Source organism: Leifsonia sp. 466MF (assembly GCF_900100265.1).
Classification (GTDB): Bacteria; Actinomycetota; Actinomycetes; order Actinomycetales; family Microbacteriaceae; genus Leifsonia.
This window is the reverse complement of record NZ_LT629696.1, coordinates 546,155-563,827: the sequence shown is the minus strand read 5'-3', so window position 1 is coordinate 563,827 and position 17,673 is coordinate 546,155. Positions and strand designations below refer to the sequence as shown.

At 69.0% G+C, this 17,673-nt stretch carries 17 protein-coding genes; 5 read left to right on the top strand and 12 right to left on the bottom strand.

Annotated elements, in window-relative coordinates; all coding sequences use genetic code 11:
• Positions 1-40: 40 nt before the first annotated feature.
• Positions 41-358, bottom strand: coding sequence for a hypothetical protein (locus BLR91_RS02675; RefSeq protein ID WP_089877279.1), 318 nt, complete (start codon positions 356-358; stop codon positions 41-43).
• Between the two features lie 278 nt (positions 359-636).
• Here BLR91_RS02675 and BLR91_RS02670 point away from each other — a divergent pair, with 278 nt between their 5' ends.
• Genes BLR91_RS02670 through BLR91_RS02660 form a run of 3 tightly spaced genes read left to right on the top strand, consistent with a single transcriptional unit; the run spans position 637 to position 3,951 of the window.
• The gene (locus BLR91_RS02670; protein WP_089877281.1) at positions 637-1,641 is read left to right on the top strand and encodes an AraC family transcriptional regulator; all 1,005 of its coding nucleotides are present in this window, start codon (positions 637-639) and stop codon (positions 1,639-1,641) included.
• Positions 1,642-1,685: 44 nt separating this feature from the next.
• Positions 1,686-2,288: a TetR/AcrR family transcriptional regulator gene (locus BLR91_RS02665; RefSeq protein ID WP_089881591.1), complete on the top strand. Its 603-nt coding sequence runs from the start codon at positions 1,686-1,688 to the stop codon at positions 2,286-2,288.
• Between the two features lie 28 nt (positions 2,289-2,316).
• Positions 2,317-3,951 (top strand): MDR family MFS transporter, encoded by a 1,635-nt coding sequence (locus BLR91_RS02660; protein ID WP_089877283.1) that lies wholly within the window; start codon positions 2,317-2,319, stop codon positions 3,949-3,951.
• A 24-nt stretch (positions 3,952-3,975) separates the two neighbouring features.
• On the opposite strand, the gene BLR91_RS02655 is transcribed toward BLR91_RS02660, so the two are convergent.
• From BLR91_RS02655 to BLR91_RS02645, 3 genes are read right to left on the bottom strand one after another with little or no spacing between them, the layout of a single operon-like run.
• Positions 3,976-4,281 (bottom strand): EthD family reductase, encoded by a 306-nt coding sequence (locus BLR91_RS02655; RefSeq protein WP_018192089.1) that lies wholly within the window; start codon positions 4,279-4,281, stop codon positions 3,976-3,978.
• A 15-nt stretch (positions 4,282-4,296) separates the two neighbouring features.
• Positions 4,297-5,790 carry a dihydrolipoyl dehydrogenase family protein gene (locus BLR91_RS02650; RefSeq protein WP_089877285.1) on the bottom strand — a complete coding sequence of 498 codons (1,494 nt, stop codon included), beginning with the start codon at positions 5,788-5,790 and terminating at the stop codon, positions 4,297-4,299.
• Positions 5,787-6,353 carry a hypothetical protein gene (locus tag BLR91_RS02645; RefSeq protein ID WP_089877287.1) on the bottom strand — a complete coding sequence of 189 codons (567 nt, stop codon included), beginning with the start codon at positions 6,351-6,353 and terminating at the stop codon, positions 5,787-5,789. Before BLR91_RS02645 ends, BLR91_RS02650 begins: the two co-directional genes overlap by 4 nt.
• Before the next feature lie 107 nt (positions 6,354-6,460).
• Here BLR91_RS02645 and BLR91_RS02640 point away from each other — a divergent pair, with 107 nt between their 5' ends.
• Positions 6,461-7,030: a TetR/AcrR family transcriptional regulator gene (locus BLR91_RS02640; RefSeq protein ID WP_089877288.1), complete on the top strand. Its 570-nt coding sequence runs from the start codon at positions 6,461-6,463 to the stop codon at positions 7,028-7,030.
• Between the two features lie 43 nt (positions 7,031-7,073).
• On the opposite strand, the gene BLR91_RS02635 is transcribed toward BLR91_RS02640, so the two are convergent.
• The 8 genes from BLR91_RS02635 to dnaK are packed head-to-tail and all read right to left on the bottom strand — an operon-like array spanning position 7,074 to position 15,816.
• A complete protein-coding gene (locus BLR91_RS02635) occupies positions 7,074-8,741 on the bottom strand; it encodes an FAD-dependent oxidoreductase (RefSeq protein ID WP_089877290.1) in 1,668 nt (555 codons plus the stop codon).
• Complete coding sequence (locus tag BLR91_RS02630) at positions 8,735-9,001, bottom strand: UBP-type zinc finger domain-containing protein (RefSeq protein ID WP_089877293.1); 267 nt, start codon at positions 8,999-9,001, stop codon at positions 8,735-8,737. Before BLR91_RS02630 ends, BLR91_RS02635 begins: the two co-directional genes overlap by 7 nt.
• The gene (gene trxA, locus BLR91_RS02625; RefSeq protein WP_089877295.1) at positions 8,998-9,489 is read right to left on the bottom strand and encodes a thioredoxin; all 492 of its coding nucleotides are present in this window, start codon (positions 9,487-9,489) and stop codon (positions 8,998-9,000) included. The genes BLR91_RS02630 and trxA overlap by 4 nt, the downstream gene beginning before the upstream one ends.
• On the bottom strand, positions 9,486-12,137 hold the full coding sequence (gene clpB, locus BLR91_RS02620; RefSeq protein WP_089877296.1) for an ATP-dependent chaperone ClpB: 2,652 nt from the start codon (positions 12,135-12,137) through the stop codon (positions 9,486-9,488). Before clpB ends, trxA begins: the two co-directional genes overlap by 4 nt.
• A complete protein-coding gene (locus BLR91_RS02615; protein ID WP_089877298.1) occupies positions 12,128-12,445 on the bottom strand; it encodes a chaperone modulator CbpM in 318 nt (105 codons plus the stop codon). Before BLR91_RS02615 ends, clpB begins: the two co-directional genes overlap by 10 nt.
• Positions 12,442-13,380, bottom strand: coding sequence for a DnaJ C-terminal domain-containing protein (locus BLR91_RS02610; protein WP_089877300.1), 939 nt, complete (start codon positions 13,378-13,380; stop codon positions 12,442-12,444). The genes BLR91_RS02615 and BLR91_RS02610 overlap by 4 nt, the downstream gene beginning before the upstream one ends.
• Positions 13,381-13,384: 4 nt before the next feature.
• Positions 13,385-13,921 (bottom strand): nucleotide exchange factor GrpE, encoded by a 537-nt coding sequence (locus tag BLR91_RS02605; protein WP_089877303.1) that lies wholly within the window; start codon positions 13,919-13,921, stop codon positions 13,385-13,387.
• A gap of 14 nt (positions 13,922-13,935) precedes the next feature.
• Entirely contained in the window at positions 13,936-15,816 is a 1,881-nt protein-coding gene (gene dnaK, locus BLR91_RS02600; RefSeq protein ID WP_089877305.1) for a molecular chaperone DnaK, read from the bottom strand.
• A gap of 177 nt (positions 15,817-15,993) precedes the next feature.
• Here dnaK and BLR91_RS02595 point away from each other — a divergent pair, with 177 nt between their 5' ends.
• Complete coding sequence (locus BLR91_RS02595; RefSeq protein ID WP_089877307.1) at positions 15,994-17,673, top strand: PucR family transcriptional regulator; 1,680 nt, start codon at positions 15,994-15,996, stop codon at positions 17,671-17,673.

Here is a 17,673-nt window from a genome sequence, read left to right as displayed (position 1 = left end):
TTCAACGCTTGAAAGTGAGCGCACTCACACGGCCGGTGGATCAGCTGGCAAGGGCAGCGAACGCCATCGCGATCGAGAGCGCTCCGAGAACGACCGCGATGCTCAGAGCGACGCGATGGGCCGCCGCCCAGGTCAGCACCGCCCGCCGAGGAGGTGCGGACGGAACGTCGCTCAGCTCCGCGGCCTTCGGCTCGACGCGCTTGGTCTTCACGAACTCGACGAGTCCGCAGCGTTTGCAGGTCGAGATGTACTGGTGGACGGCGAGTCCGACGCCGTAGTACGGGTTGACGACGATCCGGGTGCGGGCGCCGCAGCGGGAGCACCACCTCGGCCGTCCGCGAAGGTCGGACTCATCCATGGAGCACGACCGTCGCGGTTCGGCGCGCGCCACTTATCCGCACGGGTACCGCCTTCGGGGTCATCGGTCGCCGGGAGGGACCGGGACTGTTTCGAGGACACAGTGGCCCTCCCCACCCGAAGGGGAGGGCCACCGTGCGTCGTCGGGCCGGGGGCGCCGCGACGGTTTTGACGCTATGCGCACGTACGGCGAACCCGATATCCGGCGAACGCGGGCGAGCATCCGATCTGCGCACGCAGCGCGCTCCGACCCTCAGAACCGACACATAGAATCCCGGCATGCGATCGGAGGTGGTGGAGATGTTCGCGACCCGTCGTGTCGCGTCGTCCCGAGGGGTCGAGGAGGCTCGGGAGGCGCTGAGCGACGTCTTCCTGCCCATCGACTTCCCGTCGGCGCGCCCCTCGGATCCGATGGCGATGGAACTCAATGCGCTGCGGGTCGGCCAGGTCACGTGCGGATACATGCGATTCCGGGATGCGGTCCGCATCCAGACGGCGGAGGCGCAGAACTTCCACGTCGACATCCCCACGGTGGGTCGCGCGATGATGCGTGCGGGTCTGGGGACACCGGTCTACGGGACGCAGCAGGCGGCGGGCGTCTTCATGCCCGGTCGACCGGTCGAGCTGGACTGCGACGATCACTTCGCCCAACTCTCCCTGATGTTCCCCCGGGAGTCTCTGCAACTCGAGCTGGCCGCCTTGCTCGGCGAGCAGCTCCCGCGCCCCCTCGAGTTCAGCGCCGAACTCGACCTGGCGACCCCCGGAGGGCAGATGGTGCTCCACTCCCTCCAGCTCATCGACGACGCTTCGCAACGGGATGACGGCGGCCCATTGGCGTATCCACTGGTCACGCAGCGGTTGGAGCAGGTGTTGATGCACAGCCTGCTGTTCTCCCAGCCGCACAACTATTCCTCCACTCTCGCCGGCCCCGCTCCCGCGAGCGGGACGACTCCCGTGTCCCGGGCGGTGGAGGCGATGCGCAGTAGCCCCGCGCATCCCTGGACCGTCGGCGAGCTCGCCGCGGAGGTGTCCGTCAGCGTGCGCAGCCTGCAGGAGGGCTTCCGCCGGTCACTCGACACCACCCCGATGGCGTATCTCCGGCGCCTCCGGCTCCAGCGGGTTCACGACGACCTGGAGTCAGCGGAGCCGGGCAGCACGCGGGTCACGGAGGTCGCGGCCCGCTGGGGGTTCGTCCACCTCGGCAGGTTCGCGGCCGCCTACCAGCGGGAGTTCGGCGAACGCCCTTCCGACACCGTGCGTTCGCAGGGCAGGCGAGCCGGCTGACACTCTCATTGCACTCTCAGTAAAAGAGTGCAAACTTGCACCTCGTGACAGAAAGTGCACTTTCGACCCGCGACCGCCGCAAGGCCGAGACCGCGCGCGGCCTCAAGGATGCCGCGCGTCGACTCACCATCGAGCGCGGCCTCCACGGCTACACGATCGAGGAGCTGTGCGACGAGGTCGGCGTCTCGCGCCGCACCTTCTTCAACTACTTCGCCTCGAAGGAGAACGCCGTGATCGGCGTCCCGGTCGATGCCGACGAGTCCGGCGCCGCCGAGCGGTTCGCCGCATCCGGCGCACGCGGGATCCCGGCCCTGGTCGACGATCTCGTCGCCCTGCACCTCGACCGCTGGTCGTTCGGGGGCATCACCGCGGACGAGGTCGCCCAGCTCATCCAGGCCTTCGAACGCGAGCCGCGTCTGGTCGGCCACCTGCTCGCCGTCGCCGGCGCCGCCGAGCGAGACGACATCGAACTCGTCGAGCGCCGCGAGGGCCTCCCCGCGGGCGACCTCCGCGCCGCCGCCGCGGTGCAGCTCGTCGGCGGTGTGCTCCGCGCCGGCATCGAGGAGTTCTTCCGTCCGGACACGACGGACGATCTCCCCACCATCGTCCGCCGCCGCATCCGCGTGGTGCGCGAACTCTTCGTCTGACCCCTTCTCCCACACCCGAACGGACACCATGACCACGGCCATCGCCCCCGCGCCGATGCTGCTCACCAAGCGCCGCATCTGGATCATCTTCAGCGCCCTCATCGCCGGGATGCTGCTCTCGAGCCTCGATCAGACCATCGTCTCGACCGCCATGCCGACCATCGTCGGCGACCTCGGCGGCGTCTCGCACCAGGTCTGGATCACCACCGCCTACCTGCTCGCCACGACGATCGTGATGCCCGTCTACGGGAAGCTCGGCGACGTGTTCGGCCGGCGGTGGCTGTTCATCATCGCGATCGCCGTCTTCACCGCGGCATCCATCGGCTGCGCATTCGCGGGCGACTTCTGGACCTTCGTGGTGTTCCGCGCGATGCAGGGTCTCGGCGGTGGCGGCCTCATGATCCTGTCGCAGGCGATCATCGCCGACATCGTGCCGGCCAACGAGCGCGGCAAGTACCTCGGACCGCTCGGGGGCATCTTCGGCCTCTCCGCCGTCGGCGGTCCGCTGCTCGGCGGCTTCTTCGTCGATCACCTGACCTGGCAGTGGGCGTTCTACATCAACATCCCGGTCGGCATCGCGGCCCTGGTGATCGCCCTCTTCGCCCTGCGCCTGCCGAACAAGAAGGCGACCCAGCCGGTCGACCTCCTCGGCATCCTGCTCCTCTCGATCGCCACCACCTGCCTGATCTTCTTCACCGACTTCGGCGGCGACAAGGACCACGGCTGGAGCTCGCTGGGCACCTGGGCCTGGGGTGTCGGCCTGCTCGCCGCCGCGGTGCTCTTCGTGGTGGTCGAAGCGCGGGCGAAGGACCCGATCATCCCGCTGTCCCTCTTCCGCAACCCGATCTTCCTGAACGCGACCGCGATCGGCCTCGCCCTCGGGATCGGGATGTTCGCAGCCATCGGCTTCGTCCCCACTTTCCTGCAGATGTCGTCGGGCACGTCCGCCGCGGCTTCCGGTCTCCTGCTGCTGCCGATGATGGTCGGGCTGATCGGCACGTCCATCCTGTCGGGCATCGCGATCACCCGGACGGGGAAGTACAAGCTGTTCCCCATCCTCGGCACGATCCTCACCGGCATCGCGATGGTCTGCATGACGACGCTGTCGGCGTCGACGCCGATCTGGCTGATCTGCGTCTTCCTGTTCGTCTTCGGCGCCGGCCTCGGTCTGATCATGCAGGTCGTCGTGCTCGTCGTACAGAACGCGGTCCCCGCGGCGCAGATCGGGGTGGCGACCTCGACGAACAACTACTTCCGGGAGGTCGGTGCCGCACTCGGCACTGCGGTATTCGGAACCCTGTTCACCACGCGACTGACCGAGAACCTCACCAGCGTCTTCACGAAGGCCGGCGCCTCCCCCGCCGATGCCGCGGGCGCCACCGCGACGCTGAGCCCGGAGGCCCTCAACAAGCTCCCGGACGCACTGCACACCGGCGTGGTGAACGCCTACGCGGACGCCCTGGCACCGGTGTTCTGGTATCTGATCCCGTTCATCGTCGTCGCCTTCCTGCTCGCCCTCTTCCTCAAGCAGATCCCGCTCTCGGACCAGGCCGGCCTCGTCGCGCGGGGCGAAGCGATCGGCGGAGAGGAAGCGGAGCGGCTGGAGGCGGAACAGCGGGCGGCCGCCGAGGGCGCCGCCTCAGGGGCGGCGCCCAGGCCGTAGCTCCTACCGAGGGAAGGGAGCCGGTCAGCCCTGCTCGATGTCCGAGAAGAGTCCGGTGAACGGCGTCCCCGTTGCGACCAGGCGCTGGAAGAACTCGCCCGCGATCGGTGTGGAGACCGCAGCGGACGCGTCCTCGTAGCTGTCGAAGTACAGATCGAGCGTGCGGTGTGCGGGGGTGGGCGTGCCGTCCTCCTTGGGCCAGACCTTTGCGGCCTCCACTCGGAGAAGGCCCGGGAGGCGGCGGGCGAGCGCCTCGACCTCGGTGTAGTCGCGCTCGAACGCGGCTGCGTCGGCGGGGTTGTCGATGATGAGGGTGATCTTGGTGGGCATGGTGTCCTTCTTTCGTTATCGGTCGCTCGTGACGAGCTGTTCGGTGGATCGGTGTGTGCGGTTGCGGGTGTCGCTGCCCGCCGTCTCGAGCAAGCGCAGCCAGAGCTCGCTCATCGTCGGGTAGGCGGGTACGGCGTGCCAGAGCCGCTCGATCGGGACGGCCGCCGCGATGGCGATCGTGGCCGCGTGCAGCAGCTCGGCGGTGTCCGGACCGACGGCGGTGAAGCCGACGATCGTTCCGGAATCCTCGTCGATCAGCATGCTTGCCCGCCCGGTGTATCCGTCCGCGTGGAGAGCGGCACCCGCGACGGCGCCGAGGTCGTACTCGACCGGGCGCACTCGCAGGCCCGCCGCGGTCGCGCTCGCCAAGGTGTGGCCGACGGACGCGATCTCAGGATGTGTGAAGACGACCTGGGGCACCGCATGGCGGTCAGCCGTTGCGGCATGCCGGCCCCACGGAGCGTCGTCGACCTCGGCGCCGAGTGCGCGGGCGACGATCACGTCACCGGTGGCACGGGCCTGGTACTTGCCCTGGTGGGTCAGGAGGGCGCGACCATTGACGTCGCCGGTGGCGTACAACCCTCCGTTCGCGATGGGGATGCCGTCGCCGTCAACCACGCGGAGCGTCTCGTCGACGGAGAGCCAGCTCCCGGGTTCGAGCCCGACGGTCTCCAGGCCGATGTCGCTGGTATTGGGCCGGCGGCCGGTGGCGACCAGCACCTCGTCGGCTCGTACCGTCTCACCGTCACTCAAGCGGATGCGGATCGTTCCGTCGGTCTCCCGGGTGACCTCCGTCGGCTCCGCCCCGAGGAGGAGCCGCACGCCGTCGGCCGAAAAGGAGGCTGCCACCTGGTCGCGGGCGAACGGCTCGACACGGGGAAGGAGGCCGTCGCGGGCGATCAGCGTCACCGCCGTGCCGAGCGAACTATGGGCCGTGGCCATCTCGCTACCGACCACGCCTGCGCCGATGATCGCGAGGCGCTCGGGGAGGCGCTCGGCCGAGACGGCCTCCCGGCTCGTCCAGGGCTTCGACTCGGCGAGTCCGGGGATGGGCGGAAGGGCTGCGCTGGTGCCCGTCGCGACGACCACTGCGTGCTTCGCCACCAGAACCGTGGCGCTCCCGTCGGACGCGGTCACCTCGACGGTGCGCGGACCAAGGAGGCGCCCGTGGCCGCGCACGAGCGCGATGCCGGCACCCTCGAGCCACTCGACCTGACCATCGTCGTGCCAGTGCGACGCGAACCGATCCCGGCGCTGGAGTACCGCGGCCGTGTCGAGCTCCCCCGTGATCGCCGACGCGGCGCCCGGTAGGCTCCGGGCCGCGCGGAGGGCGGCCGCGTCGCGCAGCAGGGCCTTCGTCGGCATGCAGGCCCAGTACGAGCACTCGCCGCCGACCAGCTCCGCCTCCACGATCACGACGGAGAGACCGCCCTGCACCGCGCGGTCGGCGACGTTCTCCCCCACCGGGCCGGCGCCGATGACGATGACGTCGTACTCCGCCCCGCTCATCGGTCGTTCGCCTTGGCGGTCCGGCTGAGGCGGATGGCCGACACCAGGAAGAAGGCGCCGCCCAGCGTCGCGTAGCCGGCTAGGCCCACCAGGGAGGCCGAAGCTCCGGAGGACTGCAGCGCGAAGGCCGCCCCTGCCAGCACCGAGATGCCGCCACTGAGGATCATCGGCCACTGACCTCCGAGAGAGCGCCGCGAGATCCCGACGATGAGCTGCACCACGCCGGCCGTGATCGCCCACAGACCCCAGACCAGCAGCACGGCGGCACGGCCGGACGTCACTGCGAAGGCCAGACCGATGGCCGCGAGGAGGCTCAACCCCATGTTCACGTACAGGAGGGCAGCCGATCGGGTCCCCCGCGAGGCGCGGTGATCGATGACCGCGGCAACAGCGTCGAACACCGGGTAGAGCACGAGGAGCGTGGCGCTCAGCGGCGTGATGGTCGCCGCCGTCACGCCGACGATGATGGCCCAGACGATCGCGAAGCCGAATCGGACGAAGTAGAGGGTGCGCAGGGACGAGGCGATGGCCGCTGGACGCGCCTCGGATGTGGTGGTTGTCATGCCGTTCCGTTCTCTCGTAAGTCGATGTAGAATGACTAGTAACTCTACATGCGTCACCCTAGTCACAAACGAGCGGTGTTCGCAAGCGACCCGGAAAAGAGCCACCTATGATCGAGAACGTGAAGACGTCGATGCGCGAGCTGTTGGTCGGCGCCGCGACGGAGCTGTTCTACGCCGAAGGCCTGCGCGCGGTCAGCGTGGACAAGGTGATCGAACGCGCCGGCACCACCAAGGTGACCTTCTACCGCCACTTCAAGAGCAAGGACGACCTGGTCGTCGCACACCTCGAGCTCCGTGCGCAGCAGGAGCGCGACGGGATCCTGGGGGCGATCGCCGCTGCGGACGGGGACCCCGACCGGGTGTTCCAGCTCATCGCCGCCCAGCTCGGGGAGTTCTCCTGCCTGCAGGGCTTCCGCGGCTGTCCCTTCATCAACGCCGCTGCCGAGTACCCCGACCCGGAGAGCTCCGTCCGCCAGACGGTCGACGCTCACCGCGCGTGGTGCAAAAACACGTTCCGCGAGATCGTCGAGCCCCTCGGGCTCGCGGATCCGCGCGGCGTCGCCGACGATCTCATGCTCATCCGTGACGGCGCGATGGTCGCCGGCTACCTCGACCCGGCCGAGGAGCTCGAGGCGTCCTTCCTGCGGAGCGCGAGGGCGTTGACGCGCTCCCACTGAGCGACGGACGTGCGTCCCGGCGGCCCCTGGAACCTCGGCAGCATCAGTGCCGCGAGCCTCCCGTTGCGAGGTAGTCGTGCACCATCTTCACGACGCTCGCGCCTTCGCCGACCGCCGCGGACATCCGCTTGACCGAGCCGCTGCGCACGTCGCCCACGGCGAAGACGCCCGACACCGAGGTCTCGAAGCGCTGAGTCCGGGAATCGATGGCACCCGACCGCGCTCCGGTGAGGAGGAACCCGCGCTCATCGCGGTCGATGTCGGGACCGAGCCACGCGGTGGCGGGGATCGCCCCGATGAAGACGAACAGGTGCGCCGTGGCCAGTTCTTCGCGTGCGCCGGACCGCCTGTTCTCCACGGTGACGGCTTCGAGACGGTTCCCTCCGGCGGCTTCCACGACTTCGGATTGCAGGTGCACGGTGATCCTCGGGTGATCCTCGACCTGGACGACCAGGTACCGTGACATGTCGTGGCGGAGGTCCGCTCCGCGCACGACGAGGTGGACGCGAGAGGCGCTTCGAGCGAGGAAGACGGCCGCCTGCCCGGCCGAGTTGCCGCCGCCCACCACGACGACCGGATCGGTTCCGCATTCGCGCGCCTCATTGATCGTCGCCGCATAGTAGACGCTCGTGTATTCGAAGCGATCCAGGTTCTTCGCCCCCAGACGGCGATACTCCATCCCGGACGAGACGACGACGGCGCGAGGGGAGATCGTCGTCCCGTCGGAGAACCGGATCGTGAGCGCGCCGCCGGCGGAGTCGAGGCCCCGTGCGTCGGCCGGCGCAAAGACGGTCGCTCCGAATTTCACCGCCTGAAGACGAGCGAGCTCGGCGAGTTCCGCCCCCGATATCCCCGCGGGGAATCCGAGATAGTTCTCGATCCGCGCGGATCGAGCGGCCTGCCCGCCCGTGGCGATGGCATCGGAGAGAACGACCGACAGCCCGTCCGAGGCGGCGTACACCGCCGCGGCCAGACCCGCCGGCCCGGCGCCCACGATGAGCAGGTCGCAGGTCGGCCGGGGTCGGGTGGTTCCGATGCCGAGCGCCTTCGAGACCTCCACGATGGACGGGTTGCGCAGGATCCGCGAGCCGGCGACGATGACGACGGGCAGATCCGCGATGTCGAGGCGAAGCCTCTGCACGATGATCTCCGCCGTCTGGTCGGCGTCCAGGTCGACCAGACGATGCGGTATCCGGTTGAGAGCGGCGAAGTCGAGCAACCGACGCGTCTCCGGCGAGAAACGCGAACCGACGATGCGAAGCCCCGCACCGGACCCGATCGCCATCGACCGCCGGATGAGGTACGCGCGGAGAATGAGGTCGCCGAGCACAGGGTCGCTGGTGACGATCCGGTCCAGCGCCGGAATCGGCACGGCGAGCACCGTGCCGTCCTCGAGTGCGGTGATCGTGGCGAACGAGGGCTGCCCCTCCAGCAGCCCGATGTCGCCGACGAAGCGCCCCGGTCCGTGGACCTCGGCCCGCACATCCTCCCCGTCCAGGGCCACATCGTCGACGATGACCCGCCCCTCGACCACAGCGAAGAACGAGCCGGGCGGCTCACCCGCCCGCGCGAGCACCTGCCCCGCCGAGACATGCTCTCTCACGCCATGCTCGCTCAGCGCCTGCAGCTGGGGCCCGGTGAGCCGGGGGTACGCTCCGAAAGCGTCCGGGGTCTCCTCCTCCGACACGTCGGGATGAGGGCCGCTCACCACACGTAGTCCTCGTCGAGGTAGCACCATCGCCAGCTCTCGCCCGGTTCGAGCGAGCGGACGATCGGATGCGTGTCGTGCAGCGCGTGAGCGCGCGCATGCCTCATCGGCGAGGAGTCGCAGCAGCCGACCTTGCCGCACGTCAGGCACAGCCGGAGATGCACCCAGGGCGTGCCCAGCGCCAGGCAGTCCTCGCACGCTCCCGGTGTTCGCGGAGCCACAGGACGGATGTAGGCGATGTGGGGATCCCGGCGATCGCTCATGGCTCACCTCCTCCCTCGCCGGCGCGGGCACTCTTCCGTGCCCGGCGGCGCTGCGTCATCGCATCGTCGAACCACCGGCGCAGGACGGCGACAGGTGCCGCCCCCGCCTGGCGGGCGATGACCTCCCCGTGATCCAGGATCATGAGGGTCGGCACGGCCTGCACCGAGAAGCGCGACGACAGCCGTGGCGCCCGGTCGACATCCACCTTGACGAGCTTCACCTCGCCTGCCCGTTCGGCGGCGAGCTCCTCGAGCACCGGGCTGACCATCCGGCACGGGCCGCACCACGTCGCCCACATGTCGACGATCACCGGCAGGTCGGCGTCTTCGGCGACGCCTGCGAACGTGTCGTCGAGAGCGTCGGCGATCCACGGGAGCGGCTTGTGGCAGTTCCCGCACCGAGGGCTCCCGCTCGCGACGGCGGGGACGCGGTTCTTGCGCCCGCAGTTCGGGCAGCGGATGACTCTGGTCGCGTCGGCGGTGGTCATACCGCGGCCTCGGCTTCCGCTTCGGACTCCGTCGACGACCCGACAGCGTCGACGACGATGTCACCGTCACGGACGTCGATACGCACCGTCGAGCCGTCCTGGACCGCACCCGAGAGCAGTGCGCGCCCCAAACGCGTCTCGATGTCGTGCGAGATGTATCGGCGCAGCGGTCTGGCGCCGTACAGCGGATCGTAGCCGCGCTCCGCGATCAGGCGTCGCGCCTCCGGCGTGACCTCGAGCGCGATCTGGCGTTCCGCCAGCCGGCGCGACAGGTCGCCCATCAGCAGATCGACGATCGACTCGATCTGGTCCAGGCCGAGCGGCGCGAAGATGACGATGTCGTCGACCCGGTTGAGGAACTCCGGCCGGAAGCGGCCGCGCAACTCCGCGAGCACCAGGTCTTTGACGTCCTGGGGGATGCCGCCCTCGCTGTCCCGGGAGCCCGTCAGCAGGTGCTCGGCCCCGATGTTGGAGGTCATGATCACGATGGTGTTGCGGAAATCGACCGTCCGCCCCTGGCTGTCGGTGATGCGCCCGTCGTCGAGCACCTGCAGCAAGGTGTTGAACACATCCGGATGCGCCTTCTCGATCTCGTCGAAGAGGACGACGCAATACGGCCGGCGACGCACGGCTTCCGTGAGCTGGCCGCCCTCGTCATAGCCGACATATCCCGGAGGGGCGCCCACCAGCCTGCTGACCGTGTGCCGCTCCTGGTACTCGCTCATATCGAGCCGGATCATGGCGGACTCACTGTCGAACAGAGAGCTGGCCAGCGCTTTGGCGAGTTCCGTCTTGCCGACGCCGGTCGGCCCCAGGAAGATGAACGAGCCGATGGGACGCCGGGGGTCGCGGATGCCGGACCGTGCGCGGATGATGGCGTCCGAGACCAGTCTCACGGCCTCCTCCTGGCCGACGACACGCTCATGGAGCACCTCGTCGAGCTTCAGCACCTTCGCGCGCTCCCCCTCCTGGAGCCGAGCGACGGGGATGCCCGTCCAGGCGGCGACGATCTCGGCGATCTCCTCCTCGGTCACCACTTCGCGCAACAGCCGCTGCCGGCCCTGCTTCGCCTGAAGCCGCTGCTCTTCGGCGGAAAGCTGCCGCTCGAGCTCAGCGAGCCGGCCGTAACGTAGCTCGGCCGCGCGGTTGAGGTCGTACCTGCGCTCGGCGTCTTCGGCCTCGCGACGTACCTGCTCCAGTTCGCTGCGAAGCTCCTGTACCTTGCGGATGGCCTGACGCTCCGCCTCCCACTGGGCACGTTTCGCGTTCGCCTCCGCTTGCAGGTCGGCGAGTTCGCGTCGCAGCTCATCCAGGCGGATCCGGCTGGGCGTGTCCTTCTCCTTCTCCAGCGCCGCCTCCTCGATCTCGAGCCGGGTCACGCGCCGGGTGAGCTCATCGAGGTCGGCCGGCATCGAATCGATCTCCGTCCGCAGCCGGGCGCAAGCCTCGTCGACGAGGTCGATGGCCTTGTCGGGCAGGAACCGGTCGGTGATGTACCGGTGCGAGAGAGTCGCTGCGGCGACGAGCGCGTTGTCCTGGATCCGCACTCCGTGGAAGACCTCGAGGCGTTCACGCAGCCCGCGGAGAATCGAGATGGCGTCTTCGACGCTCGGCTCATCGACCAGAACGGTCTGGAACCGTCTTTCGAGAGCGGCATCCTTCTCGATGTGCTGCCGGTACTCGTCCAGGGTGGTCGCGCCGATGAGGTGGAGCTCGCCGCGGGCGAGCATGGGCTTCAGCATGTTTCCCGCGTCCATCGCGCCTTCGGTCGCTCCGGCGCCGACAAGGGTGTGGAGCTCATCGATGAACAGCAGGATACGGCCCTCGGCGGCGACGACCTCGGCCAGGACGGCTTTCATCCGCTCTTCGAACTCGCCACGGTATTTCGCGCCGGCGACGAGTGCCGCGAGATCGAGCTGAAAGACCGTCTTGTCGCGGAGTCCTTCCGGGACGTCGGTGTTGACGATCCGCTGCGCCAGTCCCTCCACGATCGCCGTCTTACCGACACCCGGCTCTCCGATGAGCACCGGGTTGTTCTTCGACTTGCGCGACAGGATCTGGATGACCCGGCGGATCTCGGTGTCCCGTCCGATGACCGGGTCGAGCCGGCCGGCGCGCGCGTCGGCCACCAGGTCTCGGCCGTACTTCTCCAGCGCTTCGTAGGTCTGCTCGGGAGTGGCAGAGTTCACGTGCTGGTTGCCGCGAACGGCGGTCAGCGCGCTGAGGAAGCTCTCACGGGTCACACCATTGCTCTGCAGCAGGCGTGCGGCTGCACTGCCGCTGGGGTCGTCGGCGAGCGCCAGCAGCAGGTGCTCGACCGAGACGTAGGAGTCCTTCAGCCGGTTCGCCTCCCGCTCCGCCCGGTCCAGGGTCGCCGCGAGGGACTTGGAGAGGAACACCTGGCCGGGCGTCGCACCGGGGCCGGTGGTGCTGGGCTTGCGCTCGATCGAACGCTGCACCTCGGTGAGGAGGACGCTCAGGTCGACGCCGGCTGCTTCGAGCAGGCGTGGGATCAGACCGCCTTCCTGCGTGAGCAGCGCGAGCAGGAGATGCTCGTTCTCGGTTTCCGTCTGCCCGTTGCGGCTCGCGATGCTCTGCGCCTCCTGCAGGGCCTCCTGTGACTTCTGGGTGAGCTTGTTCATGTCCATGGCGGAGTCTCCTTTCCGGAGCGGATCACCGATCGCCGTCCCTCGAGCACGTCGATCCGACCGAGGAGATCGACGACGAGGGCGATGGCGGCGTAGTTGAGCGACAGGTCGGCGTGCAGCCGGACGACGCGTCGTACCTGTTCCGGCGCGTCGGGCGCGAACCACAGCCGACCCGACCCGTCGGCTCGGGCGGGGATCAGCCCGAGTTCGTAGAACCGCCTCACCAGGTCGGGATGGACGCCGGCGGCGATCGCAACCATCCCGAGGTCCAGACGGGGTGGGATCACCGGAAGGAACGGGGAACTCATGATGACGACCTCGGATCGAAGGAGGATTCGCGCTTCAACTGCTCGAACAGTTCGCGTTCGCGGTCGTTGATCCGTGGCGGCACCATGATCTTGACCCTCGCGAACAGGTCGCCCGGCTTCCCATTGGGCTGAGGCATGCCTTGGCCCTTCAACCGCAGCCGTCGGCCGCTCGACGAACCGGCCGGAACACGGACGGTGATCGGGCCTCCCGGGGCGCGGGTGGAGACGTTGGCCCCGAGCGCGGCCTCCCAGGGGGAGATCGGCAGGTCCATCTCGATGTTCTTGCCGTCGAGGCGGAGGCGCTTGTCGGATCTGACCCTCACCGTGATGACCAGGTCTCCGGCCCCGCCGTCCTGCCTTCCGGCACGTCCTCCACCGGAGACCCGGATGCGCTGCCCGTCGAGGGTGCCCGGCGGGATCTGGATCTCGAACGTCTGGCGATCGCCGTCCGGCCCGGACAGGATGATCGTCCGCGGGCCGCCGCGGAAGGCCTCGTCGACGCTCAGTTCGAGCTCGGCCTCGGAGTCCATCCCGCGCATCGACCCGAAGACGTCGCCGAACAGGTCGTCCCAGTCAACTGACGCGCCACCCGGGCCGGCTCCCGCCTGCGCGCTCGACCAGCTAAACCCCGATGCCCCCGGCCGGGCCCTGGTGCGGCCTCCGCCGCGTGCACCACCGGCGCCCTGCGAGGCGTACTCGCGCTCCGCCCCCGCGTAGTGGCGGAAGTCCGGTCCGAACCGGTCGTACTGCGCTCGCGACTCGGGGTCGCTGAGCACGTGATACGCCTCGCTGATCTGCTTGAACCTGTCCTCGGCGCCAGGCTGCTTATTGACGTCCGGATGGTACGTTCGCGCCAGCTTGCGGTAGGCCCGCTGGATCTCCTTGGCGTCGGCCGATCGCGGGACGCCGAGGAGCTGGTAGTAGTCGTCGGCCACGGCGTCACTCCCGCGCTGCCGTGACGACCACGCCGGCGGGCCGCAGCAGTCGTTCGGGAGCGCCGAATCCGAGTCGGGTGACGGCCACCACCGTCCGCGGCGGGAGGTCTTCGCTGTCGATGACCGACACGACCTCGTGGATGCGCGGGTCGAACGGCACGTCGACCGCATCGATGCGCGGGTAGCCGAGGCGCTCGAGGGCGACGACCGCCTGTTCGCGGATCGACTCGATGCCTTCGGCGAGCGGATCGCTCACCTGCTTCGCGTAACTGACCGCATCCGACAGCCCGTCCACGACGGGGAGGAAGACGGACGCGGCGCGAGCGCGCTCGGCGTCGCGGGCCACGGTGAGTTCGCGGGCGGCTCGCTTGCGGGTGTTGTCCAGATCCGCGGCCGCGCGGCGCCACCGATCGTCGAGCTCCGCGAGGCGAGCATCCCGTTCGTCCTGAGGCTTCAGGGGCGGACTGTCCGCCTCGTCGGGCCGGCCGGCAGCCGCGAGTTCCGCGTCGCCCTCTGCGCTGCGCGCATCCGAGGTCTCCATCTCCGCGGGGCCCTTCAGTTCCGATCGAAGTCGGCGTCGACGACGTCGTCGTCGCTGTCGTCGGTTTCGGCTGCGCCGCCGGACGAGGACGTTCCCTGGGGTGGTCGGGCGACGGACAGGGCGGCGTCCATCTGCTGCAGTTCGCTCGTCAACTCTCGCGCTTCGGACGCGGGGACCTCGCGCCCGACGGCGTCCCTCGCCTGCCCGATCAGCATCTCGGCGCGCGACCGCTCGTGCGCCGGAACCGCCTCGCCGTGCTCCGCGAGGGCCCGTTCGACCCGGTATGCGGCAGCATCCAACTCATTCCGGGCGTCAATGTCTTCGCGCAACTGCTGATCCTCCGCACGGTGCTCCTCGGCTTCGCGGACCATCCGCTCGATCTCGGCCTGGTCGAGCGTCGTGGTGCCGCTGATCGTGATGCCCTGCTCCGCTCCAGTGTCCTTGTCACGGGCGGTGACGTTGAGGATGCCGTTCGCATCGATGTCGAACGTGACCTCGATCTGGGGCTCGCCACGGGGAGCGGGCCGGATGCCGGTGAGCTGGAACCGACCGAGGACGCGGTTGTCCGCTGCGCGCTCGCGCTCGCCCTGGAGCACCACGATCTCGACCGAGTCCTGGTCGTCTTGGGCGGTGGAGAACACCTCGCTCCGGCGGGCGGGGATCGTGGTGTTGCGTTCGATGATCGTCGTCATCACCCCACCACGCGTTTCGACCCCGAGCGAGAGCGGCGTCACGTCGAGCAGGAGGACGTCGCTGACCTCCCCCTTCAAGACTCCCGCCTGGATGGCCGCGCCGATGGCGACGACCTCGTCCGGGTTCACGGTCATGTTGGGGTCCTTGCCCCCGGTGAGCCGCTTGACCAGGTTCTGCACCGCGGGAATCCTCGTCGAACCGCCGACGAGGATGACTTCGTCGATGTCGTTCTCGGTGACCTTCGCGTCCTCCATCGCCTGACGCACGGGGCCGAGGCAGCGCTCGACCAGATCGGCGGTGATGTTGTCGAACGTGGCGCGCTTGAGCGTGGTCGTCAGATGCTTCGGACCTGCGGCGTCCGCCGTGATGAACGGCAGGCTGACCTGTGTCTGGCTCACCGTGCTGAGTTCGACCTTCGCCTTCTCGGCCGCCTCGAACAGTCGCTGGAGCGCCTGGGGGTCCTGCCGGAGATCGATGCCGTTCTCCTTCTGGAACTCGTCCGCGAGGTAGTCGACGATGCGGCGGTCGAAGTCGTCTCCGCCGAGGTGCGTGTCACCCGCCGTCGACCGCACCTCCACGACGCCGTCCCCGACATCGAGCAGGCTCACGTCGAAGGTGCCGCCGCCGAGGTCGAAGACCAGAACGGTCTCGTGCTCCTTCTTATCCAGCCCGTACGCGAGCGCCGCCGCCGTCGGCTCGTTGATGATGCGGAGCACATCCAGACCGGCGATGCGCCCGGCATCCTTCGTCGCCGTGCGCTGGGCATCGTTGAAGTACGCCGGGACCGTGATGACAGCCTCCGTCACCTTCTCGCCGAGGAACTTCCCGGCATCGTCGGCCAGCTTGCGCAGGACGAGCGCGCTGATCTCCTCCGGCGCATACAGTTTGCCCCGCACGTTGAACCTGGCTTCGCCGTTCGGACCGGCCGCGATGTCGAATCCGACCGCTTTGGCCTCTTCTTGGATCTCGTCGAAGGAGCGCCCGATGAAGCGCTTGGCCGAGGAGATCGTGCCTTTGGGGTTCAGGATCGCCTGCCGCCGGGCGAGCTGCCCGACGAGTCGCTCACCGGTGTCGGTGAACGCGACGACAGACGGAGTCGTACGGGCTCCTTCCGCGTTCGGGATGACTTTCGCCTCGCCTCCCTCCCATACCGCGATCACCGAGTTGGTGGTGCCGAGGTCGATGCCGACTGCTTTGGCCATGGAACGCTCCTTGTTCGTGGTGCCGGCGGGTCACGCGCCCGCGCACGCCGCACCCGATCGCGAGTGTGGGCCGCCGGGTGCCCGTTCTCTTCGGCCCGCGAGGGCGAAAGAAACCCGGGCGACTGCACTGCCGGGTCGAACCGATGAGGGTACCGTTAGGGCCGCGGAGTTCACACCATGAACGCATCCAACGATCCGGACCACCTCGCACACCTCGATCCCGACCCCGAGGTGCGGCCCGGGTTGTACGACATCTTCAGGACGGGCTCCCGGATGTTCGAGCGTCCGTCCACTCGCGAGACGCTTCGCCTCGCCGAGGCGTCGGCGAGAGGCATCGCCGGGTGCACCGTTCCCGCGGTGTTCGTCGCGCCGCAGGGGCATCTCGTCCGATACTCGGGCAAGGAGGACCGCCGGCTCGACCTGCTCGTGGAGGCGCGAGCAGGAGTCAGCGGCGTTCTCACCCCCGCGGACGATGACGCGTGGCGGTATGCGCTCTTCTTCCGCGGGACAGGGAAGGTGAAGGGAGCCTTCGTGCTCCAGGCGACGGCGGAGCCGTCGAGTGCGGAGATGTTCCTCCTCCTCGCGTTGGCGGAGCCGACCGGAGCCGCGTTGGCGGCGGCGGAGCTGATCGCCCGTGAGCGCCGTCAGGCCCGCGAGCTGCGCCGGCTCGGCAAGGCGCAAGTGGCCTTCAACCGCACGATGGCCGCCACGATCGTCCAGTTGAACGCACAGCAGCAGATCCGCGACGCGATCGTCTCGGCCGCGGGGTCGGGGAAGGGCGAGGCGCAGATCGTCGAGACGGTGAGCGACATCACGCAGCGATCGACCGTCTTGCAGGACTCCTTCGGCAACGAACTGGCGCTCGCCGACATCACCGACTCGTCTGACTCCTCCGCGATGTTCGTGAGCGCCGGAAATCTCTCAGCAGGCGGGCGCTCGGACACCGGCTGGCGATCGACGCCGATCCGCTCGCGCGGGGAGACCCTTGGTTTCATGGGCATCTACGACCCGGAGAACAGCCGGAGCGACGACGACCGATTCGCCGTCGAGTACGCGAGTGCGACCATCGCGGTCGAACTCGCTCATCGCCGGAACCTCGCCGAGGTCGAGCTGCGGCTCGGTCGGGACCTGGCGGACGACCTCGTCGCCGGCACCAGGGTCGGGGACGCCCTCGCGCGAGCCGAAGCGCTCCACTACGACCTCGGCGGCTTCCAGCGGGTGGTGCTTGTCGCCTGGGAGACTCCCACGCCCAACGGGGTCGAGGTCAGCGCCGCGGTCCGCTACGCGCTCGCCTCCATGCACGCGCCCGCCCTGATCTCACGGCGGCCGGAGGCGACGCTCGCGGTAGTCGCAGACGGCCACGACCTCTCGAGTCTCTACGAGAGGGTCTCTGCCGCCCTCACCAGCGTGCGGGGCACGATCGGCATCGGCGGACGGTGCGCCGCCCACGACCTCCCTCGCTCGTTCGCCGAGGCGGCTCGCGCCATGCGCATCCGGACGGAATCCCGGCAGCCGCTCGGCCTCTCCAATCACGATGACCTCGGTCTGCTCCGCATTCTCGACACCTCGAACGACGGGGCCAGGCTGGAGCGCTACGTCGACGAATGGCTCGGACCCCTCATCACGCACGATCGGCAGCATCACTCCGACCTCGTCCGCACCCTCGCCGTCTACCTCGACTCCGGTGGCAACTACGATCGGGCCTCGTCGGCCCTCATCATCCACCGGAGCACGCTCCGCTATCGCCTCAGCCGGATCCGCCAAGTGAGCGGCCGTGATATCAACGACCCCGAATCCCGGCTGAATCTGCACATCGCCATCCGCGCACGGACGGCACTGCGCGACAACCTCCGCTGA